The following is a 24,342-nucleotide window of genomic DNA, read 5'->3' as shown; positions in this document are numbered from 1 at the left end:
CTCGGAGCCGGCCGTCCTCCCGGACGGCGGCGCCAACGATGCGGCCTTCATAGCGGGCCGCTTTTTGGGGTGGTGCAAAAATCCAGCAGCGCCTCGATACTGCGGTACTCGAAGCCGGCGTGTTCGCTCAGGCCGATCTGACAGGTTCGGCTCATCGACACGCCGTGGCGGCAGCCGGGGGGCAAGGCCGGCGGCAAGCGCCGCAAGCTGTGCGCGTTCAGTTCCGGCACGGTGAAGCCCTTGTCTCCGGCAAAGCCACAACAGGCGATGTCCGGCACCGTCAGCCGCTCGGCGCAAAGGCCGGCCAGCCGCGTGAGCGCCTCCGCCGCGCCCATCTCGGCGGCGCTGCAGGGAATGTGCAGCGCCAACTGCTCCAGCTTGCGCGTCACCGCCAGCCGCGGCGCGACGAAAGCCTCCAGAAATCGGGCCGCGTCGAACAGCCGAAGCCTAGCGTCCAGCCGGCCTTGACGTTGGGCGGACAGGATGCGCGCCGCGCACGGCCCGTTGTCCAGATACACCGGATGCCGGCCGTCTTCGCTGGCCGTCAGCAGCGCCCGGTTCAAGGCGTTCTGGCTGATGTCAAGCGCCTCGGCGGCATTGGACGAGGCGAAAGGCTGGCCGCAGCACAGGCCGTCGTGGCCGGGCGGATAGCGGGGGTTGAAGCCGGCGCGGCGCAACAGCGCCAAGGTGGGCGCGGCCGCGTTGCCGCCGGCGGCGTCGACGGCCAGCGTTCGGTTGACGCAGCTGAGAAAAAGCACCACCGGCTCGCCGTCGCCGCCAACGGCGGCGGGCAGACGGCCGGCCGGACGCGGCAAGTGCGCCGGAATCAGGGGAATCACCTTATGGCGGCGGCGCAGCCGCTGGCTGATGCGATGCAGCCGCTCCGGACCGAATAGATGCGCCAGCCTCAGGCCGGCGCGAACGGCGGCGGCGGCTCCGCCGATGTGGCGGGCTGCAAAGCGGGCGGCGCGGGGCCGCGGCGACGGGCCTTGCAGCCGTTTCATCAGTTCGCCGGTATTGATGCCCACCGGGCAGCGCGTGGCGCACATGCCGGTGGCGGCGCAGGTATCGATGGCGCGGTAGCGGAAATCGGCGCGCAGCGCGGCCAACTCTTCCCCCGCGTCGCCGTCGCGGTTCAACTGCTGGATGCGTCGCCAGGCGACGATGCGCTGGCGCGGGCTCAGCGTCAGCCCATGCGACGGGCAGGCCGCCTCGCAAAAGCCGCACTCGATGCAGCGGTCGACGATGGGATCGGCCGCCGGCAGGGGTTTGAGGTTTTCCAGGTGCAGCCGGTCGTTGTCGGTGATGATCACGCCGGGATTGAGCAGGCCGTCCGGATCGAACAAGGCCTTGATGCGGCACATGATGTTCCAGGCGGCGTCGCCCCATTCCTGACGCACAAAGGGCGCGACATTGCGGCCGGTGCCGTGCTCGGCTTTCAACGAGCCGTCGTATTCGCCGGCCACCAGCGCGCTCACGTCCTGCATGAAGGCGTCGTAGCGCGCCACCTCGCGCTCATTGTCGAAGCTGGGCGCGAACACGAAATGCAGATTGCCGTCCAGCGCGTGGCCGAACAACAGCGCCTCGTGATAGCCGTGGCGGTCGAACAAGGCGGTCAGCCTGGCCACGCCGTCGGCCAGCAGCGGAATCGGAAAAGCCACATCCTCGATCACCACGGTGCTGCCCAGCGGCCGCACCGCGCCCACCGCCGGGAACAAGCCCTTGCGCAAGGCCCAATAGCTGTCGCATACCGCGGCCTCGCGGCTGAAGCCGCTGGACAAGCGCGGCGCGAAACCGGCCAGCAAACCCTCTATCTCCGCGCAATGGCGCTCCAGTTCCGCCTCGGAACCGGCCCGCGCCTCAATCAACAGACAAGCCTCGTCCGGGCCAAACGGCCGCGCCAGAAAATCTGGCAGCCCCGGCTTGCCGTGCAAGGCGCGCAGGCTGCGGCTGTCTATCAGTTCCACCGCCGCCACGCCGTGGGCGGCCGCGGCCGCGCTCAGCGCCGACACCGCGCGGCAACAGGGCTCCAGCGCGTCGAATAGCAGCAAAGCCGAAGCTTTGTGCGGATGTTCCACCACGCTGTGGAAGGTGATTTCGCTGATAAAGCCCAGCGTGCCCTCGGAGCCGATCAACACATGGCTGAGCATGTCCACCGGGTCGTCGAAATCCAGCAAGGCGTTGATGCCGTAGCCGGTGGTGTTCTTCAGCCGGTATTTGCGGCGCACGCGCTCGGCCAGCGCCTCGTCGGCGCGCAGTTCGGCGGCCAGGCCGGACAAGCCGGCCAGCAGCGCGGCGTGGGACTGGCGAAAAGCCGCCACGCTGGCGGCGTCGCCGGTGTCCAGCACGGCGCCGTCCAACAACAACAAACGCATCGCCGCCAAGGTGTGATAACTGTTGTCGCGGGTGCCGCAACACATGCCGCTGGAGTTGTTGGCGGCGATGCCGCCGATCTTGGCGCTGTTGATCGACGCCGGGTCCGGGCCGATCTTGCGGCCGTAAGGCGCCAGCAAGGCGTTGGCGTGGCTGCCTATCATCGCCGGCCCCAGCCGGATGCGCGCGCCCCCGTCCAGCACCTGGCCGTGGTTGAAGCCGTCGCCCAGCAAGACCAGCACCGAATCGCTGACCGCCTGGCCGGACAAGCTGGTGCCGGCGGCGCGGAAAGTCAGCGCCACCCGGTGGCGGCGCGCCAGCGCGAGGATGGCCGCCACTTCCGACTCGCAGTCGACGCGGGCGACGATTTGCGGCCGCAGCCGGTAGAAGCTGGCATCGGTGCCGTAAGCCAGCGTGGACAGCGGATCGGTGTGGATGCGCGCCGCCGGCATGATTTGAAGCAGATCCCGATGGAAAGCCTGATGCGCTGGACTCATGCTCATGGCCGCTCCCCGCCGCCGCGACGCGCTTCGCGTTCGCGCACCAGCTCGTGCAGGGTCTTGGGCGCCGGCGTCAGCGGCGCGTGGTTTTGGGTCCAGCCCAGTTGACCGCCAAGCGCGAGCTTGCGCAGCCGGGTGGCCCCCCAGCCAAACCAGCGGTATAGCCGCGGCGAGGCATGGACCTGCCGCCAGCCCTTCCAGGCCAGCCGCTCCGCCGCGCTCGCCGCCGCGCCCTGGCCGCGCAAGGGATGGCTGACCGCCTCGTCGGCCGGACGCTGGCTTTCTTCGCGCAGCCGCATCAGCATCTCGGGAATGGGAATCTTCACCGGGCAGACTTCGCCGCAAGCGCCGCACAGGCTGGAAGCCGTGGGCAGGTCTCGGGTGTTTTCCAGGCCCAGCAGGTGCGGCGAAATGATCTCGCCTATCGGCCCCGGATAAGTGGTGCCGTAAGCGTGGCCGCCGATGCGGGCGTAGACCGGGCAATGGTTCATGCAAGCGCCGCAGCGTATGCATTGCAGAGTCTTGCGCAACTGCGCGTCGGCGTAGGCCTGGCTGCGGCCGTTGTCCAGCAGCACCAGGTGCACCTCGCGCGGGCCGTCTTTTTCGCCGGCGCGGCGCGGCCCGCTGATCATATTGAAATAGGTGGTGATGGGCTGGCCGATGGCGGAACGGGTCAGCAGGCTGTACAAGGGCGGCACGTCGGCCAGCTTCTCCACTACTTTCTCTATGCCGGTGATGGCGATGTGCAAGTCCGGCACCGTGGTGCACATGCGGCCGTTGCCTTCGTTCTCCACCAGGCACAAGGTGCCGGTTTCCGCCACCGCGAAATTGACGCCGGACAGGCCCACGTCGGCGTCCAGATAATGCCGGCGCAGCGCGCCGCGGCCTATCTGGATCAACTCGTCCACGTCCTCGGTGTACGGCGTGTCCGGCAACTTGTCGTGGAATAAGCGCGCGATGTCGGCCTTGGTCTTGTGTATCGCCGGCATGATGATGTGGGTGGGCTTTTCTCCGGCCAGCTGCACGATGTACTCGCCCATATCGCTTTCCACCGCGGTAACGCCGCGCGCTCCCAGATAATGGTTGAGTTCAATCTCCTCGCTGACCATGGACTTGCCCTTGACCATCAAGCGGCCGGAACGCGCCTCTACCAAACCGTGGATGATGCGGTTGGCCTCGTCGGCGGTCTCGGCCCAGTGCACTTGCACGCCGTTGGCGCTCAGCCGCGCCTCCAGTTGCTCCAGCAAGTCCGGCAAGCGCGACAGGCAGCGCTGACGGATGGCCTCACCCAAGGCGCGCAAGGCGTCCAGCTCCGCCGGGTCGTCAAAGGCCGACAAGCGCTTGGCCATCAGAAAATCCATCGCCCCGCGCAGGCTGTGGCGCAGCTCGCCGTCGGCCAGCGCCGCGCGCGCCTGCTGCTTGAATTGGCGCGATGGATAGAGTTCGATCTTGTGCTCGCTCATGGCCGGGCCTCCTCCTGCTCCAGCTGCGCCGGATCGATGTGCTCGGGCAATTGCGCCAGCACCAGCAGTTCGCGCGGCCCATGCGCGCCGTAGGCCAGTGTCAGTTGGATGTCCGCGGTCTTGGACGGCCCGGAAATCAGCAAAGCGTTGGCGGGCATGCCGTCCTGCCAGTTTTCAACGCGCATCGCGCTGTAGAAGTCAGGGTAGAGCGTGGCGGTGTCGAACAAGACAATGTGCAGCGGCGGCACCAGGCTCATGGTCCGCGGCTCCTGCGCGTCCGGCCACAGCACCAGCGTGCCGGTGGCGGCGATGCCGCAACGCGCCGTGGTGAACGCGGCCTCGATCTCGAATAACTCGGCCTTCCAGCCATCCACCTCGCGGTCGAAGAAACGTAAAGCCGGCGGCGTCGGCAAGTGTTGCAGTGCCGCCTCGGCGCGGCGGCCGTGCGCGGTGTCGGACAGCAGCAAGGACGCCGGACGCCGCTGCGCGATCCATACCGCCAAGCGGGTGTGCCAATCGTCGGCGCGCACCCACAACACTTCGGTCTTCACCGCCCGCATCGCCTGCGCCCAGCCCCGCAAAGCGGCCAGGCTGTGCTGCGGCGGCGCAAAGCGCCGGAAATGCGCGTCCAGCTCCGGCCGCGGCAGTTCTTGGCGCGGCGCGGCGCGCAGCTTGGCCAGGATGGCGTCGCGGGCGCTCATGCCTTGCCTCCCACGCGCTCCAACAGAAAACTGGCCAGGTGCCGGCCTTGAAACGCCCTGCCCTCCTTGGCCAGCTTGCCGTTGATATTGAGCAGGCAGCCGCCGTCCGCGGTGATGAACTCCACCGCGCCGCTGTCCTGCAAGGCGGCGGCCTTGTCCGCCACCATCGCCCCGGCGATATCCGGGTGCTTGATCGAAAACGTGCCGCCAAAACCACAGCACTCGGACTCATGGTCGTGCGTCACCCTCTCGACATTGGCCAGACGCTCCAGCAAGGCCCAACAGGACAGGTGCACATTCATCTCGCGGCGGGCGGAACAGGAAGTATGCACCGCCACCTTCACCTTCGGCCCCAGATCCTCAGGCCGCCAGTCCAGGCGGTTGAGCAGGAAGTCGCTGAACTCCACCACCCGCGCGGCCACCGCGCAGGCCCGCGCCTCGTCCGGCTGGCCGGCGAACAGCTTGGGCCAATGGTGCTTGATCATGCCGCCGCAGGAACCGGAGGGCACCACGATGGGCCAATCCTCGGCAAAGCAGTCCAGCTGCGCCCTCGCCACCGCCAGCGCTTCCGCCGGGTGGCCGCTGGTATAAGCCGGCTGGCCGCAACAGCTCTGACGCTGGGGAAAGTGCACCCGCAAGCCCAGCCCTTCCAGCAGGGCGATGGCGTCCACGCCGGCCTGCGGCAAAAACAGGTCGAGCAGACAGGTGCCAAACAGATAGACGTTGGCAGGCTTCATCCGATTTCCTTTGTAAATTGGTAAGACCAATTATTTTTATTAAAATAACTCTAGAGTGATTGCTTGACTCCGTCAATATGACGATAGCGGATTCCCCATTCGGCTGTGGTAAGCTGCACTCACTCTGGTCTGACCACTTTCGCTGAACGAACAAGCCCGGCGCCATGGCCTATCCCAAACTGAACATCCCCAAACTCTCCGACGTCATCGTCGAACAACTGGAAAAACGCATCCTGGACGGCGTGCTCAAGCCGGGGGACCGCCTGCCGCCGGAACGGCAGCTGGCCGAGGAGTTCGGCGTGTCCCGCCCCTCGCTTCGCGAAGCGATACAGCAACTGGCGTCACGCGGCCTGCTCAGCAGCCGCCAGGGTGGCGGCACCTGGGTGACGGACCGGCTGGAAACCGCGTTTTCAGACCCTTGGGAAAAACTGCTGAACCAACATCAGGATTTGCACGGCGATTTGCTGGAATTCCGTCGGGTGCTGGAAGGCGCGGCGGCGCGCGGCGCGGCCAGCCGGGCCACGCCGGCGGACTTGCTGAGGCTGGAGCATTGCGTGAGCCAATTGCAGGACGCCTACGACGGAGGAGACCTGACTCAACAGGCCCAGGCCGACGTGCGCTTTCACCAAGCCGTGGCGGAAGCCTCGCACAATGTGCTGTTCGCGCATTTGAGCGGCAGCCTGCTTGCCATGCTGCACCGGCACGTCAAAGACAATATCGCGGATCTGTTCGCCGTGGGGGAGGTGGCGGACGCCTTGCGCGCACAGCATCTGGCCATCTGGGAAGCCATCCGCGACAAACGGCCGGACGCCGCGCAGCAAGCGGTGGAACAACATCTGGACTTTGTCGCCACCACGCTGCAAAGCCGGCGGCGGCAAGCGGAACGCGATGCGCGGGCGCGCATGCGTTTGGAGCATCTGGACCCTTAGCGCCAGGGCAAAATCTGCTGCGCTTAGAGCGGCTAACAATAGTCCTGATGCTGCGTTGCGCCAACTTGCCGTACTCAAGTACTGCCTGCGTCGGCGCGCCTTGCCTCAGCCGTAAAACTGATTTTTGTTAGCCGCTCTTAGAACCTGTTCATGGTCTGCTGCGCGGCGGCGGGATGGATGGATAAAGGGCGTTGAAACCGGCTTCGAAATGCTCATGCGCCACTTGACCATTCCGCGTTCTCAGCCGTTTTCACCTTGTCTCGCCGCAGCTGGCGAAACGCTGAACCGGCGCATGAGCCCGCCGGCGGGCGCCGGCATAGGCTCAGTGCGACAACGGCCGGCTCTCCGCCTTGCTAGACCTGCAACTTCTTCTGACTCTTAATCACAAAGCGCTCCCGGTTCTCCCCCCTCGCTTCAGCCTCCACCAACCACACTGGCGGCCGGCCTCGTCCGGACCATGTCTGGTGCGGCATCGCCGGGTTCTGGTACTTTGGCGTTACGCCGTTCTTGGCGTAGAGCTTGGGCAGAATCAAGCCGTAAGCCATCGCTAGCCGCTCAATTTCCTCTATCCCTTTTTGTTGGCGCAGTTGAATGCGGTCGGTAAGCGTATTCAACAGAAAAACCGCCGCGTCCTTCAGCGCCTGGTCCGAGCAGGAATCCAGCAACTCCTCGTTGATCAACACTTTTTTATGCATACACGCCTCCTAAAGCTTTGCCGGATTTTCGTTTCTGTTCCAAACGCCGGCCAACCGTTGTCGCTCAATTTTCATGTCTATGCCATCCATCATTAGCTGTCGATTTGCCCCAGGTTTTCATATCATCCGGTATTAACGCTTTACGCTAATGCGGCACACAAATTGTTTTTCTTTGAATATTCTATCGCCAGCACCCCAATGGCTTGGAATAGGAAAAAACTGATTTTTCCTAGGAAATCACGCCTTTGCCGCTCGCGGGCATGGCATCGTCAGCGCGCGCGCCGCCCCCATCCAAACCCATGGCACGAAAGACCGGCCCCCTCCCTCCTTTGACTTCTTTCACAGCCCACCGCCGTCTGGGAAAATATTTTTAGAAAAGCCTTGCGCAGCCTGAAAAGCCTAGGTATAGTTCGCTTCCTGTCGAGACCGACCGGGCGAATAGCCGGGAAGGAACAAGGCAATACGTGGGGGTATAGCTCAGCTGGGAGAGCGCTTGCATGGCATGCAAGAGGTCAGCGGTTCGATCCCGCTTATCTCCACCAAATATAAAAGCCGAAATCAACCGATTTCGGCTTTTATTCTTTCCGGCGGAAAATACTATTCAGCCGCCATCCTGAACTCGTTTTTCCCCGCTCGCTTGGCCTCGTACATCGCCCTGTCGGCCGCATGCAGCAAACCACCCAGATCGCCGCCGTTTTCCGGAAAAAACGCCACGCCAATGCTGGCCGACACCGAGCATTCGCCGCCATCCAGAGCCACCGGCTGCGCCAATACCGACAACAACCGCCTCACCATGACGCCGCACGCCTCCTCTCGATCCAGACCGGGCGCCACCACCAGAAACTCATCCCCACCCAGCCTCACCACCAAATCCTCCCCGCGCACATGCTGCCGCAGACGCTCGGCCATCGCCACCAGCAGCGCGTCGCCCGCCTCGTGCCCCCAGCCGTCGTTCACCGCCTTGAAACCATCCAGATCGATAAACAGCAACGCAATGCATTCATTACGGCGCTTGGCTCTGATGATCTCCTTCTCCAGCTCCACCTGTAGAAAGTGGCGATTGCCCAGGCCGGTCAACTGATCGTGATAGGCCAGAAAGTGAATATGCGCCTCCGCCGCGCGGATCGCCGAAATATCGGAGATCGCCAGCACATAGTGGCTCACCCTTCCCTCAACGTCCCTCACCACCGACGCATGCTGCCAACAGGGAAAGACCTCATTCCGGCGACGGCACATCACCTCGCCCTGCCAAAAATACCTCTCGCCTTCCAAACGGCGGTAAAAAGCCTCTCCGTGCGGCTCCACATGCAGGCAGACGTCCGGATCCTCCCCCAAGGCCTCCTCCGCGCTCAAATCCGTCAAACGGTAAAAGGACTCGTTCGCAGACACAATGCGGCGCGCGTGGTCCAACACGAGAATGCCTTCCGCGCTGGCCTGGAACACCACACTGGCCTGCCTCAGCCTGACTTCGCTCAGATACGCCTCCGTCACGTCCCGCGCCACGCCCACCCAACGCGCCGACTCCCCCTCCGCGGCAAAGTTGCGCCCGCACAACTCAACCCACCTTACCGCGCCCTCCGCGTTGATTTTCAACGTTTTCTGCAAGGCCCGCCCCGACCCCAGATCCCGAGCCAGCTCGGCGGCCTCGGCCTCCGCCATGCCCAGCAGGGCAGGCCGCCCGTTCTTCGCGACGGAGAATGGAAACGCGTCCAGAAACTCCTCCGCCCACACCATCTCGCCGCGCCGGCCACCCCATTCCCACACCCCCAAACGGGCCGCCTCCACCGCCCTGCGCCGCGCCAACCCCATACGCACCGAGGCATTCAGTTCGCGCAACTGATAAGGCTTCAGCAAATAGCCGTACGGCGCGCTGACTTCCGCGTTGCGCAGCATATCGTCCTCGGCGTAAGCCGTCAGAAAGATGGATGGAATCTGGAAGCGCTCGCGTATCACGCGCGCCGCCTCGGTTCCCGGCACATCGCCGTCCAGGTGAATATCCATCAACACCAGATCCGGCTGATCCGCCTCCGCCCGTCGCACCGCGTCATCCGCATTGGCGCACACGCCCAGCACCCGGTACCCCAAAGACTCCAGGCTGGTCTGCAAGTCCAGCGCCACCACTCCTTCGTCCTCTACAATCAACAAACCGTTGCCCATATTCATTCCGCGTTCTCCGACTCGTCGCTGAACACGATTTCCACACAAGCACCGCCCGCCTCGGGCCGCAATAGCCTGGCCACGCCTTTCAACTGCCCCACCAAAGTGGGAATCAGGCGAAAACCCAGCGAACTCACCTCCCCCAGCTTCACTGACTCGGGAATGCCAACCCCGTCGTCCGAGACCAGAATCCGGCAACGCCCATCTTCTTCCCGCTCCAGCGCCACCTCCACCGTGCCGCGCCCACCGGGAAAAGCGTGCTTGAGCGCATTGGTCACCAACTCGTTCACCAGCAGGCCACAGGGAATCGCCCGCTGCATACCCAGGTGCACCACGGCGTCCATGCCGCGACATCGCAAGCGCACCCCGGCATCCGATATGCTGCCGCCCAGCAACTGGGTCAACCTCTCCAGATAAACACCCACGTGGATACGAGAAAAATCGCCGTACTCGTACAGCAATTGATGGATCAACGCCATTGCGCGCACATGATTCTGACACTCGGTCAGCACCGCCACCGCCTCCGGCGGCGCCGAGCGCGTTTGCAGATTGAGCAGACTGGAAATGACTTGCAGATTGTTCTTGACCCGGTGGTGCACCTCGTTGAGCAGCGCGGTCTTCTCCTTCAGCGCCCGCTCCAGACTGGCCTGCGCCGCCTTGCGGGCGCTGATGTCGGTAATGGTGGCCAACACCTGCAACTCCCCGCCGTCGCGCACCGGGGTCAGACCGATTTCCGCCGGGAATTCGCCTCCATCGCGCCGCAGCCCGAAAATCTCCTGCTGGCGCGCCATCTCTCGCGCCTCCGGACGGCTCATGTAATTCTCGATCAGCCGCCCATGGCCATCGCGATACCGCACCGGCACCAGACTGGAAATCATGAGACCCTCCATGCCGACCCCCAGATAATCGAACATCGCCTCCGCCCGATGATTGGCCATCAAGATGCGCCCGCTCTGATTTATCATCACCAGCCCGTCCAAGGCGGAGTCCACCACCATGCGCAAGCGGGCCTCGCCCTCGCCGCGCAGACGCTCGGCACGCCGCTCCGCCGCCACATCCCGAACCACGGCCACCACCCCCACCACCTCGCCCGTCGATTCGCGATACGGCAAATAACTGACCTGCCACTCCCTCAGCACCTCTCCGTCGTCCAGCCCCACCTTGGAGTTGACGCAGAAATCGAGCACCGGCTCTCCGCTCTCAATCACCCGCCTCAGCAACGATTCCAAATATTCGCCGATCCGCGGCAACATTTCCGCCACGCGTCGCCCCAAATGAGCAGAACGCGGCAAGCCATTGGCTTCCGCCAAACGCTGGTTGAGCAGCCGATAGCGCATCTGGCCGTCAATCAGCGCCAGCCCCACCGGGACGGCCTCCAGCACATCGGACAATAGCCGTTCCGCGTCATCCAGCACACCGTCTTCACCCACCAGAGATTCCGTCACCCAGCCTCCTCGCGCCGCGCCGCTCAACGCCCCGCACAACCCCGAATGGCCGCGCTCAAGCGGCCAGCAAGACAGTCAAGCCGCCATTAGCTTGTGTTATATGACGTATGGAATGGGAAGCAAACTGTTAGAATTGCTTAGCGCAATCAATCGGGGAACGCGCCGGAGCGGCGAGAAACAGAGAAAAGGCCGCGACGAACGCGCGGAAATGGAAAAGGCCACGCAATGCGTGGCCTTTGAATTTTGGCTCCCCGAGCAGGGCTCGAACCTGCGACCTGCGGATTAACAGTCCGTCGCTCTACCAACTGAGCTATCAGGGAACATCTCTTGCGAGAGAGGGGTATATTAACCAAGCACCAAGGCAGCGTCAATACCCGGAGCGCAAAATGCCTGCGCCCCGGATCTCAAACCGCGCTCAAGGATTGCGGGTTTCCACCTGCACCAGCTCCGCCGGAGCAACCTCTTGCTGAGCCTGACGAGTCACGTCGCGACGACGCGGCCCAGCCGGCACCACCGGCTCTTGCGCAGCGGGCGCCTCGACCACCGACTTGGTGGACACCATCACCAAGCCGCCCAGGCTTACCGGTTCAGACGCGGCCACGGCGCGGGTTTCAATCACCACCGGCGCCTCGACTTCCGGCTCCGCCTGCTCCGGCTCGCTTTGCGCGGCCAGGGCAACCGGTTCCGGCGCAAGCGTCGGCTCCGCCGCGGCAAACGCTTCGACAGCCTCCACCACAACAGCCACTTCAACCGGAGCCGTCTCAACAACCGGAGCAGCCTCAGCCGCCGCGGCCGCTTCAACTACCGGCAATTCCGGTTCAGCCGCCGCAGCGGACTCAAGCACGGGGGCCGCAGCCACTGCTTCGAACGCTTCCCGCACCGGCTGCGCCGTTTCGACAACAACGGGCTCAACCACCGGCTCAAGCACAGGGGCTTCAGGCGCCGCGGCCGGAACCGTTTCCGCCACCGCGTCCACGGCGACTTCCGCCGCTACCGCGCCGACAACAACTGCGGCCACTGCCGCAACCGGCGCAGCTTCCGCCGCCGGCAGAGCAGCACCCTCTTCCTGCGGCGCAGCGGACGGATCGTCGCGACGACGATCACGACGACTGCGACGGCGGCGACGCTCATTGCGCTCCTGCTGCTCGGCGTCGCCCTCGGCGCGAACCTCGTCGGCCGCCGGCTTGTTCAGCTCCAAAGCCTGCTCTTCCGCCTGCGGCGCCTGACGACGGCGCGGCTCCTGCTGCGGACGCTCCTGCTTTTCCAACTTCTCAGGACGCTCTTGCGGCGCTTCTTCGCGCGCCGGCTGCTGACGCTGCGCGTCCTTCAGTTCGCGGGGCTCGCGGCTTTCACGACCACCTTCGCGGCCGTTTTCGCGCTCGCGGCGGCGACTGTTGCGCGGCTGCTCGCCGCGCTCCTGGCGCTCTTCGCGTTGCGGCTGCTCCTTGCGTTCCGGACGCTCCTGACGCTCGCCGTCCTGACGCTCGCCGCGTTCGGCGCGCTCCGGACGACGCGGCTTGGCCTCGTCGGCGCCCTGACGGCGCTGCTCGTGTTCACGACGCGCCTGGCCACCCGGGCGGCGTTCGGCGTTACGCTGGCGGTTGCCGCGCTGCTGCGGCTGCGCTGCCGGCTTTTTCTTCTCGGCCGGTTGAGCGGCCGCTTCCGGCTCGGCGAACAGGCTCTTGACCCAAGCGCCCAACTTGCCGAACAGCCCAGGCTCCGGCTCAGCCACCTTGGCCGCCACCGACGGCGCCGGCTGTTGCGGGGTAATGCCTTTGACCGCGGCTTCCTGGCGCTCCAGCTTCGGCTTTTCAAGGCCGAAGTTGGTGATCACGTCTTCTTCCTGCACTTCCACCCGCTTGTAGCTCGGCGCTTCGCCGGCTTCGGCCACATCGTCGTGGCGCACGCGCACGATCTTGTAATGCGGGGTTTCCAGATGAATGTTCGGGATCAGCACCACGTCCACGTCCAGACGCTCTTCGATCGAATGGATTTCGGAACGCTTTTCGTTGAGCAAGAAGGTGGCCACGTCCACCGGCACCTGCGCGTGAACCGCGCCGGTATTCTCCTTCATCGCCTCTTCCTGGATGATGCGCAGGATGTGCAGAGCGGAGGACTCGGTGCCGCGGATGAAGCCGATGCCGTGGCAGCGCGGGCAGGTTTCATGGCTGGTTTCGCCCAGGCTGGGCTGCAGACGCTGACGCGAGAGCTCCAGCAGGCCAAAGCGGGACAGCTTGCCCATCTGTACGCGAGCGCGGTCGTGCTTCAGCACGTCGCGCAAACGGTTTTCCACGTCGCGCTGGTTCTTGGCGCTTTCCATATCGATGAAGTCGATCACCACCAGGCCGCCCAGGTCGCGCAAGCGCAGCTGGCGGGCGATTTCCTCGGCCGCCTCCAGGTTGGTCTTGACCGCGGTGTCTTCGATGTCGGCGCCCTTGGTGGCGCGCGCGGAGTTGACGTCGATGGACACCAGCGCTTCGGTGTGATCGATCACGATGGCGCCGCCGGACGGCAGCTGCACGCTGCGCGAAAAGGCGGTTTCGATCTGGTGCTCGATCTGGAAACGGGAGAACAGCGGCACATGATCCTTGTACAGCTTCACACGCGACAGCATGTTGGGCATCACATGGCTCATGAACTGACGGGCCTGATCGTAGATTTCCTCGGTGTCGATCAGCACTTCACCGATGTCCGGATGGAAATAGTCGCGGATCGCGCGGATCACCAGGCTGCCTTCCTGCAGAATCAGGAACGGCCCGTTCTGAGCGCCGGCCGCGCCTTCAATCGCGCGCCACAGCTGCATCAGGTAACCCAGGTCCCACTGCAGTTCTTCCAGGTTGCGGCCAATGCCGGCGGTGCGGGCGATCAGGCTCATGCCATGCGGCACTTCCAGCTGCGACAGCAGGTCCTTCAGTTCCTGACGCTCCTCGCCCTCGATGCGGCGCGATACGCCGCCGCCGCGCGGGTTGTTGGGCATCAGCACCAGGTAACGGCCGGCCAGGCTGATATAGGTGGTCAGCGCCGCGCCCTTGTTGCCGCGTTCGTCCTTCTCCACCTGCACGATGACTTCCATGCCTTCGCGCAGCACGTCCTGAATGCGCGGACGGCCGCCGTCATAGCCCTGGAAATAGGAACGGGACACCTCTTTGAACGGCAGGAAGCCGTGGCGTTCGGTGCCGTAATCGACAAAACAAGCCTCAAGGGAGGGCTCGATACGGGTAATCACACCCTTATAGATATTCCCCTTGCGCTGCTCTTTGCCTACAGTCTCGATATCGAGGTCGACGAGCTTCTGCCCGTCGACAATGGCAACGCGCAGCTCTTCAGCCTGCGTTGCGTTGAACAACATGCGTTTCATTTACATTCCTTGCGCGGCACTCACGCAAGGGATGCAGCCAGTATTTGACGGCCCAGTGACTATTGATGGGCGCTTTCCGAAAGAAGTGTCGATGTAAAGATCGAAAAAAACAGTTTTGACAAGCCTACTTCCTGAAAATCGATCACACGCAGACCTGACTCATGTGCGCAATTGGCGCTCCGGGATCGCCGGCCTGCCTCAAAGGGCAGGACATACAGTGCAGGGGGGCTAGCATGCCGGGTCAAACTTCGCTGCAAAATTTCCTGACTGGCTTAGCATCAGGAAATGGAATACTCGTGAGTGCGTTATGCGTACAAATGCATTACCATCGCTGCTTTTCGGTGAGCGAGTTAACCTTGGCTGCAAACGTCGCGAGCGGCATCAGGTCAGGGTCTGTAAACCCCTGCCGGCCGTCTCTAACCTCTTGCAGCAGCGCCACGCAACATGCCGTGACCTTGGCTTGACATTTCGCCGTCATCTTGGTGCAACACACCTTGGGACAGCGCCAGAAGTATAAGCAATATGACAGACATTCGCAAAGATTCCGTCTCCTTCGTCCAAGTGGACGACGGCGACGCCGGCCAACGCATCGACAACTATCTGGTGCGTTTGCTCAAGGGCGTGCCCAAAAGCCATATCTACCGCATCCTGCGCTCCGGCGAGGTGAGGGTGAACAAGGGCCGCATCGACGCCGCCTACCGCGTGCAGGCCGGCGACGAGTTGCGCATTCCGCCCATCCGCGTGGCCGAACGCGCGGAAAAGAACGTGCCGGCCGCCACCTTTCCGGTGGTCTACGAAGACAACGCGCTGCTGGTGATAGACAAACCGGCCGGCGTGGCGGTGCACGGTGGCAGCGGCGTGTCCTTCGGCGTGATCGAGCAGCTGCGCCAGGCCCACCCGGACTGGCGCTACCTGGAGCTGGTGCACCGGCTGGACCGCGAAACTTCCGGCCTCTTGATGCTGGCCAAAAAGCGCTCCGCGCTGACCAAGCTGCACGACATGATGCGCGCCAACGTGCCGGACAAACGCTACCTGGCGCTGGGCATAGGCCAGTGGCCGGAGGACGCCCGCCAGGTCAAGCTGCCCCTGTTCAAGTTCCACACCCCGGACGGCGAACGCCGCGTGCGGGTCAGCGACGCCGAAAACGGCCAGTACGCGCACACTAATTTCGCGATCAAGGAACGCTTTGCGGAATTCACGCTGGTGGAAGCGCACCTGCGCACCGGCCGCACCCACCAGATCCGCGTGCACATGCAGGCCAACGGCTGCGCGATCGCCGGCGACGAGAAATACGGCGACTTCGCGCTCAACAAGGAACTGGCCAAGCGCGGCCTGAAACGCATGTTCCTGCACGCGCGCAGCCTGTCCCTGCCCCACCCGCTGACCGGCGAACCCTTGAAACTGGAAGCGCCGCTGCCGCCGGAACTGGAGCGCTTCCTGAAAATCTTGAGGTCATGAGATGAACACTCGCTTCGATCTGGTCGTCTTCGACTGGGACGGCACCTTGATGGACTCCACCGCCCACATCAGCCAGTCCATCCAGCAGGCTTGCGCCGACCTGTCCCTGCCCGTTCCCAGCCGCGAACAGGCCAGCCATGTCATCGGCCTGCGGCTGGCCGAGGCGCTGCAACAAGCCTGCCCGGCCGCCACCGCCGAGCAGTTGCCGCGCCTGACCGAAGCCTTCCGCCATCATTACCACGCCAACCAGCATCAAGTGACCTTGTTCGACGGCGCTGTGGAGTGCCTGAACGCCGTCGCGGACAGCGGCGTTTTTCTGGCGGTGGCCACCGGCAACAGCCGCGCCGGCCTCAACCGCCTGCTGGAGCAAACCGGACTCGGCCCGCTGTTCCACGCCACCCGCACGGTGGACGAATGCCATTCCAAGCCGCACCCGGACATGCTGCTGTCGCTGACCGAGATGCTGGGCGCGGACCCTCGCCGCACGCTGATGATAGGCGACACCAGCCACGACTTGCTGATGGCCGGCAACGCCGGCTGCCATAGCGTGGGGGTCAGCTTCGGCGCCCACGACAGCGAACACCTGGAAAGCTGCGGACCGCTGGCGCTGTTCCATTCCTACCCCGAGCTGCAGACATGGCTGCTGCCGAAACTCGGGTAATCTGCGCCGCGGCCGAGCTTCAGGACGGCGGCCGCGCCTGGCGCTTCGAGATCGAACAGGCGGACGGCGCGCCCCCGCTGTCCGCCTTCGCCGTGCGCTACCGCGGCAAGGTCTACGCTTACGTCAACGCCTGCCGCCACATCCCGGTGGAGCTGGATTTGCGCGACGGCGAAGTCTTCGACCTCAGCGGCCGTTATCTGGTATGCAGCATGCACGGCGCCTGCTACGAAGCGCACACCGGCTATTGCGTGTCCGGCCCTTGCCGCGGCCAGCGGCTGATCGCCGTGCCCGTCTTCGAGCAGGACGGCAATATCTGCATCAATGTCATGCCGTCGTGAACTTTGCTAGACTCCTGGAATTATTCAGGGAGCACCACACATGAGCGACACCTCCAACCATTGGGAACGCCAATTGCTGGAAAAACTGGCCAGCGCCGCGCTGGTGGAACAACGCCGCGCCCGCCAATGGAAGATTTTCTTCCGCATGATCTGGCTGATCATCATCGGCTTCGTGCTGTTCAGCCTGTTCATGCGCAACGAGGACAAGGCCGCGGCCGGCCTCTCCGGCGCCGGACACACCGCCGTCATCACGCTGGAAGGCGTGATCGACAGCCAGAGCGACACCGCCAACAAGCTGAGCCAGGCGCTGACGGACGCCTACGGCGACAAGAGCACCAAGGGCATCATTATCGACGCCAACAGCCCCGGCGGCAGTCCGGTGCTGTCCGGCATGGCTTATGACGAGATCCGCCGCCAGAAGAAGCTGCATCCGGCGGTCCCGGTCTACGTGGTGGTCAGCGAGGTCTGCGCGTCCGGCTGCTATTACATCGCCTCCGCCGCCGACAAGATCTTCGTCGACAAAGCCAGCATCGTAGGCTCCATCGGCGTGCTGTCCGACGGCTTCGGCTTCACCGGCGCCATGGAAAAACTGGGCGTGGACCGCCGCCTGCGCACCTCCGGCGAGAATAAGGCGATGGGCGACCCCTTCTCCCCGGTCAACCCCAAGCAAGAAGCCATCCGTCAACAATTGCTGGACGACATCCATCAGCAATTCATCGCGGCGGTCAAAACCGGACGCGGGCAGCGCCTGGCCAACGATCTGCAGCTGTTCTCCGGCATGGTGTGGCTGGGAGAGAAAAGCATTCCGCTGGGCCTGGCCGACGGCTTGGGCACGGTGCGCTCGGTGGCGCGCGACGTGATCAAGGCGGAGAAAACCGTCGACTATACTCAGCAAGACGACCTGTCCAGCCGCGTGGCGCGCAAGATTGGCGTGGAGTTCGCCGGCGGCGTGAAGAGTCTGTTCGACACCAAGCTGTTCTGATCAATCGGCAAGGCACACCATGGCGCGCAGAAGAAAACGGCAAGAAGAAGAACACGAGAACCATGAACGTTGGCTGGTTTCCTATGCTGACTTCATCACCCTGCTGTTCGCCTTCTTCGTGGTGATGTACGCGATCTCCTCGGTCAACGAGGGCAAATACCGCGTGCTCTCCTCCGCCATCGTGGACGCCTTCCGTTCAGGCTCCACCATCAGCGTCAACACCACCCCGCCCAGCGGCGGGGCCAACACCATGATAGAAATCCCCGAGACCAAGCCAATAGCCAAGGCGGTCAAGGGAGAACATCAGGCCGAGAAAAAAGCCAATACCGGCTCGGCCCAGGGCGATGAAAAAACCCGGCTCGCCAACCTGACACAGGATCTGGCCAAAGTCATGGACCCGCTGGTGAAGAGCGGCCAGGTCACCATCACGCACAGCAGCAAGGGCGTCACCATCGACATCCGCGACACCGCGCTCTTTCCCACGGGACAGGCGCAGCCCAACGAACAGTCCCGCCAACTGATGGCCAATATGGCGCTGCAACTGGCCAAGGTGGACAACCCGATCCGGGTGGAAGGCTTCACGGACACCGTGCCCATCCGCAACTCCTATTTCCCATCCAACTGGGAGCTGTCCGCCTCGCGAGCCGGCAGCGTGGTGCGCCTGTTCCAGGAAAACGGCATCAAGCCGGAACGATTGGTGGCGGTGGGCCGCGGAGCCAACCTCCCGGTGGGCGACAACGCCACCGCCGACGGCCGCGCCAGCAACCGCCGCGTCGCCATCACCGTATTGGCGAGCGGGCTGAGCGACGCCGAAGTGTTGTCGCCGCAAGACGCATCCATGGCCAATGGCCGCTAACACCCCTGTTTCTCAAGAGGAGCACGATATGAGCACCCCGATTCATCATTCCGCGCTGGAACAGCTGTTCCTCAACGCCCGCACCCACAGCCACTGGCAAGACCGTCCGGTCAGCGCCGAAACGCTGCACCAGCTGTTCGACCTGCTGAAAATGGCGCCCACCAGCGCCAACTGCTCGCCGGCTCGCTTCATCTTTGTGCAAAGCGACGCCGCCAAGGCCAAGCTCAAGCCCTGCCTGGCCGAAGGCAACGTCGAAAAAACCATGGCCGCGCCGGTATGCGTGATCGTGGCCCAGGACATGCGCTTCTACGAACACCTGCCCAAACTCTACCCGCACGCCGACGCCAGAAGCTGGTTTGAAGGCAACGACGCGGCGATCCAGGCCACCGCCGCGCGCAACAGCAGCCTGCAAGGCGGCTACCTGCTGCTGGCCGCTCGCTCCTTGGGGCTGGACTGCGGCCCGATGTCCGGCTTCGACAACGCCGCGGTGGACCAGGCCTTCTTCCCGGACGGACGCTTCAAGTCCAACTTCCTGGTCAACCTGGGCTACGGCGCCGCCGACAAGCTCTACCCGCGTTCGCCGCGCTTCGAGTTCGACGAAGCCTGCCAGATTCTTTAATCCCCCCTCACGCATGCCCGGTTATAATGCCGGGCATTTTGCTGCCTGGAGAATCAAGATGCTCTATTCGCTTCTGCGCCCGCTGCTGTTCCGCTTTGACGCAGAGACCGCCCATGAACAGACGCTGGCCATGCTGGACCAGGCGCACAAGCTGCGCCTGAGCGCGCTGACCTGCCAAAGCGCCGCTCGCAAACCGGTGCAAGCCATGGGCCTGACCTTCCCCAACGCGGTGGGGCTCGCCGCCGGGCTGGACAAGAATGGAGCGCATATCGACGCTTTGGCCGCGCGGGGCTTCGGCTTCATCGAAATCGGCACCGTCACCCCAAGGCCCCAGCCGGGCAACCCCAAGCCGCGGCTGTTCCGTCTGCCGGAACACCAAGCCATCATCAACCGCATGGGCTTCAACAACCTGGGCGTGGACACCCTGCTGGACAATGTGCGCCGCTGCAAATTCCAAGGCGTGCTCGGCATCAATATCGGCAAGAACGCCGCCACCCCGATAGAAAACGCCGCTGACGACTACCTGGCTTGTCTCGACAAAGTCTACGCTTACGCCAGCTATGTCGCCGTCAACATCTCCTCGCCCAATACCAAGAACCTGCGCCAATTGCAGGAGGGCGACGAACTGGGCCGGCTGCTGGCGCAATTGAAGCAACGCCAGCAAGCGCTGGCCGACAAACACGGCCGCCACGTGCCGCTGGCGCTGAAAATCGCCCCGGATCTGGACGACGATCAAGTCATTGCCATCGCCCGCCTGTTGACCGAACATCGCATCGACGGCGTCATCGCCACCAACACCACGCTGTCGCGCGAGGCGGTGGCCGGCCATCCGCTGGCGGATCAAGCCGGCGGCCTGTCCGGCGCGCCGGTCAAAGACCGTTCGACAACAGTTATTCGCAAATTAGCCAAGGAACTTGACGGCGCTCTGCCTATCATAGGAGTTGGCGGCATCCTGTCCGGGCGGGACGCCGTGGAAAAACTGGATGCCGGCGCCAGTCTGGTTCAAGTCTACAGCGGCCTGATCTACCGAGGCCCGGCGCTGGTGGCCGAATGCGCGAATGCGATCGCAGCGCGCGCCAAACCCTAAACAACAGCATGCGCGGCCGCGCACGGGCGCTCCGACACCGGAAACCCGGCGACAGGCCCGCGGCGACAATCCCGGGGCAAACCGGCTCGCTTATATAAACATGGGACTCACTCTTATGAACGCCAAAAAACTGATTCGTCTTTCCGCCATCGCGCTGCTGAGCGCCGGCGTGCTCACCGGCTGCGCCACCTCCGACTCCGCGGCCGTCTATTCCAAGGGCCAGATGCGCCAGGCTCAGACCGTGCAGCTGGGCACCGTGGTGTCGGTTCAGAACGTGAAAATGGAAGGCAGCAACAATGAGCTGCTGACCCTGGGCGGCGCCGCGCTGGGCGGCCTGGCCGGCAGCAATATCGGCGGCGGCAAAGGCCAGATCGCCGGCGGCATCGTAGGCGCGCTGGCCGGCGGCTTCGGCGCCCAGGCCGCTCAACGCGGCCTGAGCAAGAACGCGCTGGAAATCACCGTCAAGCTGGACGGTTCCGGCCGCATGATCTCCATCGTTCAGGAAGCCGACATTCCGTTCACCGCCAACCAGCGCGTGCGCGTGCTGACCGGCGGCGGCAACGACCGCGTGGTGCCGTTCTAAGCAACGGCACGAGAACCCGATGCGCGCCTGCGACACGGCGCCGAACGGGCTCTAAGGCGGACGGTGTCCGCAATAAAAAAGCCGGCGTTCGCGCCGGCTTTTTTCACATAGCTTCTCTCAGAACGTGTTTACGATCTCGCGAGCAAGGGCGAGACAAGGCGAAAACGAACGAAAAGCGGAATGGCCGAGCGATGCATGAGCATTTTGAGCTCGTTTTCAAGACCGCATCGCTGAAGCGCAGCAGACCTTGAACAGGTCTCACTCGTCCCGCGGCCTGGGCAGCTCCACCCAGCGCCCATCCATCAAAGCCTGCAAGGGCTGATACATCGCCTTGTAGGACATCTTCTGGCATTCGCGTATCCAATAGCCCAGATACAAGTGCGGCAGCCCCAGCCGCTGCGTCAGCTCCGCCTGCCACAGCACGTTGAACACGCCCAGGCTGGACTTGGCGTCGTCCGGATCGTAGAAGGTGTACACTGCGGACAGCCCGTCGGACAGACGATCGATCAGGCTGACCATCTTCAATTCCCCGTCCAGGCGAAACTCCGCCAGCATGCTGTCCACCCCGCTTTTAAGAATGAACTCCGAGTACTGTTGCGGATCGTCGTCCGACATGCCGCCGCCAGCGTGCCGCGACTGCTGATACCAGCGGTACAAGGCGTAGTGCTCGGCGTTGAACTCCAACGGCAGCAAACGCACCTGCATCGCCTCCAGCCTGCGCGCCACCTTGCGCTGAGTACGGCTGGGCGCGAAGCGCTCCACCGGAATCCTCACCGGCACGCACGCCTGGCAGCTGTCGCAATAAGGACGGTAGGTATACAGGCCGCTGCGGCGAAACCCCAGCTTCACCAGTTGGCTGTAAACCTCGCCATCGATCGCCTCCGCCGGGATCGCCACTTGCGAGCGCGCCTGACGCCCCGCCAGATAGCTGCACGGATAGGGCGCGGTGGCGTAAAAATGGATGGCCACTGTCGGGCCGGGATCACGATGGCTCATTGGTATACCGGTAGTTCCACATCGCGGCGGGCTGCGCCCGTCGGGCATTCTCTTTCAGAGTAGCAAGAAATGTCTGACGCGAAACCAGCTTGGCGCCCAAGCTCTGCAAATGACGGGTGTGCATCTGACAATCTATCATTGTCACCCCCTGCTCGCGCAAATGACGCACCATGTGGATGAAGGCCAGTTTGGACGCGTTGCTGCGACGGGAAAACATGGATTCGCCATAGAACATCAAGCCCAGACCAATGCCGTACAGGCCGCCGGCCAGTTCGCCGTCTATCCAGGTCTCGAAGGAATGCGCGTAGCCCAAGCGGTGCAAACGGCAATACGCGTCCACCATCTCCGGCACGATCCAGGTGCCCTGCTGCTGGGTTCTAGGTTCGGCGCAGGCCGACATCACCTCGCGAAACGCGGTGTCCACGCGGATTTCATAACGCTGGTTGCGCAGCACTTTATCCATGGACCGGCTGACTTTCAGTTCGTCCGGGCACAGCACCATGCGCGGCGCCGGAGACCACCACAAGATAGGCTCGCCTTCGGAAAACCAGGGAAAGATGCCTTGGGAGTAAGCAGCCAGGATGCGCTGCGGGGATAAATCGCCTCCAGCGGCCAGCAAACCGTTGGGTTCGCGCAGAGCCAGCCGCACCGGAGGGAAAACCGGCTCAGGACCGAGCCAGGGAATCATGCCTTTTTGGCGTTGAGGCAGTCCGGGCACTCGCCGTACATGTACAGCGCGTGATCGACGATGCGGAAGCCGTGCTGCTCCGCGATGCGGTCTTGCAGCGCTTCAATCTCCGGATCGAAGAACTCGACCACCTTGCCGCAGCTGACGCACACCATATGATCATGATGGCCGCCCTGGTTCAGCTCGTACACGGCTTTGCCGGTTTCAAAATGGTGGCGCACCAAAATGCCCGCTTGCTCGAACTGCGTCAGCACGCGGTAAATGGTGGCAAGGCCGATGTCGATATTTTCCGCAAGCAGCTTGCGATAGACATCTTCCGCCGACATGTGGCCAGCGTGCTCTTCCTCAAACAGATCGAGGATTTTCAAACGCGGGCCGGTGGCCTTGAGGCCGATATCTTTAAGGTGACTGGCTTTGCTCATCGTGATATAAAGTGGGTCGATTTCAGATCATGATAAAGCCTTTTCACGGCTTTGCCTAATTACCGCCTCATAACTTTTCGGTCACGGAGTATCATGCGCGCCCTGATTTTTGCCGCCGTCATTGCCCTCTCCGGCTGCAGTTCGATGAACCCCCTGAACTGGCTCAGCCCGCACAAGATGGAAATCCAGCAGGGCAATTATGTCACAGAGGATGCCGTAGCCAAACTTAAACCGGGCATGACCCGCTCGCAGGTGCGTTTCCTGTTGGGTTCTCCGCTACTGGCCGACGCGTTTCACGCCAACCGCTGGGACTACACCTACAGCGACATCAAGCAGGGCAAGCTGGACAAAAGCAGCAACCGCCTGCTGACCGTCTACTTCAACGGCGACATGCTGGAGCGCGTGGAAGGCCAGGCGCAGCCGGCCGAACGCCCGCCGCTGACCGCCTCCGCTCCCGCCCAGGAAGCCAAGCCATGAGCGCCAACCCGCTGAAACTGGTGATCGTCGGCGCCGGCGGTCGCATGGGCAAGACCCTGATAGAAGCGACGCTGGCCGCGCCGGGCGTGGCGCTGCACGCCGCGGTGGACCGCCCCGGTTCGGAATTCATCGGCCAGGACGCCGGCCTGTTCATCGGCCGGCACACCGGCGTCAAGATCAGCGGCGACTTCCTCCAGGCGCTGGAAGGGGCCGACGCCGTCATCGACTTCACCCGACCGGAAGGCACGCTGGAACACCTGGCGGCCTGCGCCGAGCGCGGCGTGCGGATGATCATCGGCACCACCGGCTTCGACGAGGCCGGCAAGGCGGCTATCCGCGCCGCCGGCGACAAGATCGGCATTGTATTCGCCGCTAATTTCAGCGTGGGCGTCAACCTCACCTTCAAGCTGCTGGACATGGCTGCGCGGGTGCTGAACGACGGCTACGACATCGAAATCATCGAAGCCCACCACCGCCATAAAGTGGACGCGCCGTCCGGCACCGCCCTGCGCATGGGCGAGGTGATCGCCGACGCGCTGGGCCGCGATTTGAACGAGTGCGCCGTCTACGGCCGCGAAGGCGTGACCGGCGAACGCGACCCGCAAACCATAGGCTTCGCCACCGTGCGCGGCGGCGACGTGGTCGGCGACCACACCGCCTTGTTCGCCGCCATCGGCGAGCGCGTCGAAATCAGCCACAAGGCTTCCAGCCGCGCCACCTTCGCCAACGGCGCGGTGCGCGCCGCACGCTGGCTGGCCGACAAACCGCACGGCCTGTTCGATATGCAGGACGTGCTGGGCCTGCGCTGAGCGCCGGC

Annotated in this window: 22 protein-coding genes and 2 tRNA genes; 12 read left to right on the top strand and 12 right to left on the bottom strand. The window is 63.8% G+C overall.

Features of this window, described 5'->3' with window-relative positions:
- Positions 1–47: 47 nt before the first annotated feature.
- The 4 genes from BR71_RS04915 to BR71_RS04900 are packed head-to-tail and all read right to left on the bottom strand — an operon-like array spanning position 48 to position 5,774.
- Positions 48–2,876 carry an FAD-binding and (Fe-S)-binding domain-containing protein gene (locus tag BR71_RS04915; RefSeq protein ID WP_043633401.1) on the bottom strand — a complete coding sequence of 943 codons (2,829 nt, stop codon included), beginning with the start codon at positions 2,874–2,876 and terminating at the stop codon, positions 48–50.
- The gene (locus BR71_RS04910; RefSeq protein WP_043633398.1) at positions 2,873–4,336 is read right to left on the bottom strand and encodes a LutB/LldF family L-lactate oxidation iron-sulfur protein; all 1,464 of its coding nucleotides are present in this window, start codon (positions 4,334–4,336) and stop codon (positions 2,873–2,875) included. The genes BR71_RS04915 and BR71_RS04910 overlap by 4 nt, the downstream gene beginning before the upstream one ends.
- Positions 4,333–5,037, bottom strand: coding sequence for a LutC/YkgG family protein (locus tag BR71_RS04905; protein WP_043633395.1), 705 nt, complete (start codon positions 5,035–5,037; stop codon positions 4,333–4,335). The genes BR71_RS04910 and BR71_RS04905 overlap by 4 nt, the downstream gene beginning before the upstream one ends.
- Positions 5,034–5,774, bottom strand: coding sequence for a (Fe-S)-binding protein (locus tag BR71_RS04900; protein ID WP_052370338.1), 741 nt, complete (start codon positions 5,772–5,774; stop codon positions 5,034–5,036). Before BR71_RS04900 ends, BR71_RS04905 begins: the two co-directional genes overlap by 4 nt.
- A 164-nt stretch (positions 5,775–5,938) precedes the next feature.
- Here BR71_RS04900 and BR71_RS04895 point away from each other — a divergent pair, with 164 nt between their 5' ends.
- Positions 5,939–6,703: an FCD domain-containing protein gene (locus BR71_RS04895; protein ID WP_043633390.1), complete on the top strand. Its 765-nt coding sequence runs from the start codon at positions 5,939–5,941 to the stop codon at positions 6,701–6,703.
- 353 nt (positions 6,704–7,056) lie between these two features.
- On the opposite strand, the gene BR71_RS22755 is transcribed toward BR71_RS04895, so the two are convergent.
- A complete protein-coding gene (locus BR71_RS22755; RefSeq protein ID WP_052370337.1) occupies positions 7,057–7,398 on the bottom strand; it encodes an H-NS histone family protein in 342 nt (113 codons plus the stop codon).
- A gap of 466 nt (positions 7,399–7,864) precedes the next feature.
- Here BR71_RS22755 and BR71_RS04885 point away from each other — a divergent pair.
- A tRNA-Ala gene (locus BR71_RS04885) sits at positions 7,865–7,940 on the top strand.
- Positions 7,941–7,995: 55 nt separating this feature from the next.
- Here the strand turns inward: BR71_RS04885 and BR71_RS04880 are convergent.
- The 4 genes from BR71_RS04880 to BR71_RS04865 form a co-directional block, all read right to left on the bottom strand.
- The gene (locus BR71_RS04880; protein ID WP_052370336.1) at positions 7,996–9,561 is read right to left on the bottom strand and encodes a diguanylate cyclase domain-containing protein; all 1,566 of its coding nucleotides are present in this window, start codon (positions 9,559–9,561) and stop codon (positions 7,996–7,998) included.
- A complete protein-coding gene (locus tag BR71_RS22750; RefSeq protein ID WP_156038815.1) occupies positions 9,558–11,000 on the bottom strand; it encodes a sensor histidine kinase in 1,443 nt (480 codons plus the stop codon). Before BR71_RS22750 ends, BR71_RS04880 begins: the two co-directional genes overlap by 4 nt.
- Positions 11,001–11,244: 244 nt before the next feature.
- Positions 11,245–11,320 (bottom strand) — tRNA-Asn (locus tag BR71_RS04870).
- Positions 11,321–11,415: 95 nt separating this feature from the next.
- Positions 11,416–14,358: an Rne/Rng family ribonuclease gene (locus BR71_RS04865; protein ID WP_043633387.1), complete on the bottom strand. Its 2,943-nt coding sequence runs from the start codon at positions 14,356–14,358 to the stop codon at positions 11,416–11,418.
- Between the two features lie 522 nt (positions 14,359–14,880).
- Here BR71_RS04865 and BR71_RS04860 point away from each other — a divergent pair.
- The 8 genes from BR71_RS04860 (at position 14,881) to BR71_RS04825 (ending at position 20,942) form a co-directional block, all read left to right on the top strand.
- A complete protein-coding gene (locus BR71_RS04860; protein WP_019101520.1) occupies positions 14,881–15,816 on the top strand; it encodes an RluA family pseudouridine synthase in 936 nt (311 codons plus the stop codon).
- Between the two features lies 1 nt (position 15,817).
- Complete coding sequence (locus BR71_RS04855) at positions 15,818–16,477, top strand: HAD-IA family hydrolase (protein WP_043633384.1); 660 nt, start codon at positions 15,818–15,820, stop codon at positions 16,475–16,477.
- Positions 16,453–16,815, top strand: coding sequence for a Rieske (2Fe-2S) protein (locus BR71_RS04850; RefSeq protein ID WP_043633381.1), 363 nt, complete (start codon positions 16,453–16,455; stop codon positions 16,813–16,815). The genes BR71_RS04855 and BR71_RS04850 overlap by 25 nt, the downstream gene beginning before the upstream one ends.
- 40 nt (positions 16,816–16,855) lie before the next feature.
- Positions 16,856–17,797 carry a S49 family peptidase gene (locus BR71_RS04845; protein ID WP_043633378.1) on the top strand — a complete coding sequence of 314 codons (942 nt, stop codon included), beginning with the start codon at positions 16,856–16,858 and terminating at the stop codon, positions 17,795–17,797.
- A 19-nt stretch (positions 17,798–17,816) separates the two neighbouring features.
- Positions 17,817–18,653, top strand: coding sequence for a flagellar motor protein MotD (gene motD / locus BR71_RS04840; RefSeq protein ID WP_019101524.1), 837 nt, complete (start codon positions 17,817–17,819; stop codon positions 18,651–18,653).
- Between the two features lie 28 nt (positions 18,654–18,681).
- Complete coding sequence (locus tag BR71_RS04835; RefSeq protein WP_019101525.1) at positions 18,682–19,272, top strand: malonic semialdehyde reductase; 591 nt, start codon at positions 18,682–18,684, stop codon at positions 19,270–19,272.
- A 58-nt stretch (positions 19,273–19,330) separates the two neighbouring features.
- On the top strand, positions 19,331–20,359 hold the full coding sequence (locus BR71_RS04830) for a quinone-dependent dihydroorotate dehydrogenase (protein WP_043633374.1): 1,029 nt from the start codon (positions 19,331–19,333) through the stop codon (positions 20,357–20,359).
- A 115-nt stretch (positions 20,360–20,474) separates the two neighbouring features.
- A complete protein-coding gene (locus tag BR71_RS04825) occupies positions 20,475–20,942 on the top strand; it encodes an outer membrane lipoprotein (protein ID WP_043633371.1) in 468 nt (155 codons plus the stop codon).
- A gap of 258 nt (positions 20,943–21,200) precedes the next feature.
- Here the strand turns inward: BR71_RS04825 and BR71_RS04820 are convergent, their stop codons facing one another.
- The 3 genes from BR71_RS04820 to fur are packed head-to-tail and all read right to left on the bottom strand — an operon-like array spanning position 21,201 to position 23,048.
- Positions 21,201–21,938, bottom strand: a complete 738-nt coding sequence (locus BR71_RS04820) for an arginyltransferase (RefSeq protein WP_039754930.1) — start codon at positions 21,936–21,938, stop codon at positions 21,201–21,203.
- A complete protein-coding gene (gene aat, locus BR71_RS04815; RefSeq protein WP_019101529.1) occupies positions 21,925–22,626 on the bottom strand; it encodes a leucyl/phenylalanyl-tRNA--protein transferase in 702 nt (233 codons plus the stop codon). Before aat ends, BR71_RS04820 begins: the two co-directional genes overlap by 14 nt.
- Positions 22,623–23,048, bottom strand: coding sequence for a ferric iron uptake transcriptional regulator (gene fur, locus BR71_RS04810; RefSeq protein WP_019101530.1), 426 nt, complete (start codon positions 23,046–23,048; stop codon positions 22,623–22,625). Before fur ends, aat begins: the two co-directional genes overlap by 4 nt.
- Positions 23,049–23,141: 93 nt before the next feature.
- On the opposite strand from fur, the gene BR71_RS04805 reads away from it, so the two are divergent.
- Positions 23,142–23,525 (top strand): outer membrane protein assembly factor BamE, encoded by a 384-nt coding sequence (locus BR71_RS04805; RefSeq protein ID WP_043633368.1) that lies wholly within the window; start codon positions 23,142–23,144, stop codon positions 23,523–23,525.
- Positions 23,522–24,334: a 4-hydroxy-tetrahydrodipicolinate reductase gene (gene dapB / locus BR71_RS04800; protein WP_043590230.1), complete on the top strand. Its 813-nt coding sequence runs from the start codon at positions 23,522–23,524 to the stop codon at positions 24,332–24,334. Before BR71_RS04805 ends, dapB begins: the two co-directional genes overlap by 4 nt.
- Positions 24,335–24,342: the final 8 nt, after the last annotated feature.

It is taken from the genome of Chromobacterium haemolyticum DSM 19808 (genome assembly GCF_000711885.1).
Classification (GTDB): Bacteria; Pseudomonadota; Gammaproteobacteria; order Burkholderiales; family Chromobacteriaceae; genus Chromobacterium; species Chromobacterium haemolyticum.
Note: the sequence above shows the minus strand (reverse complement) of the source record. Positions and strands in the feature narration are given on the sequence as shown.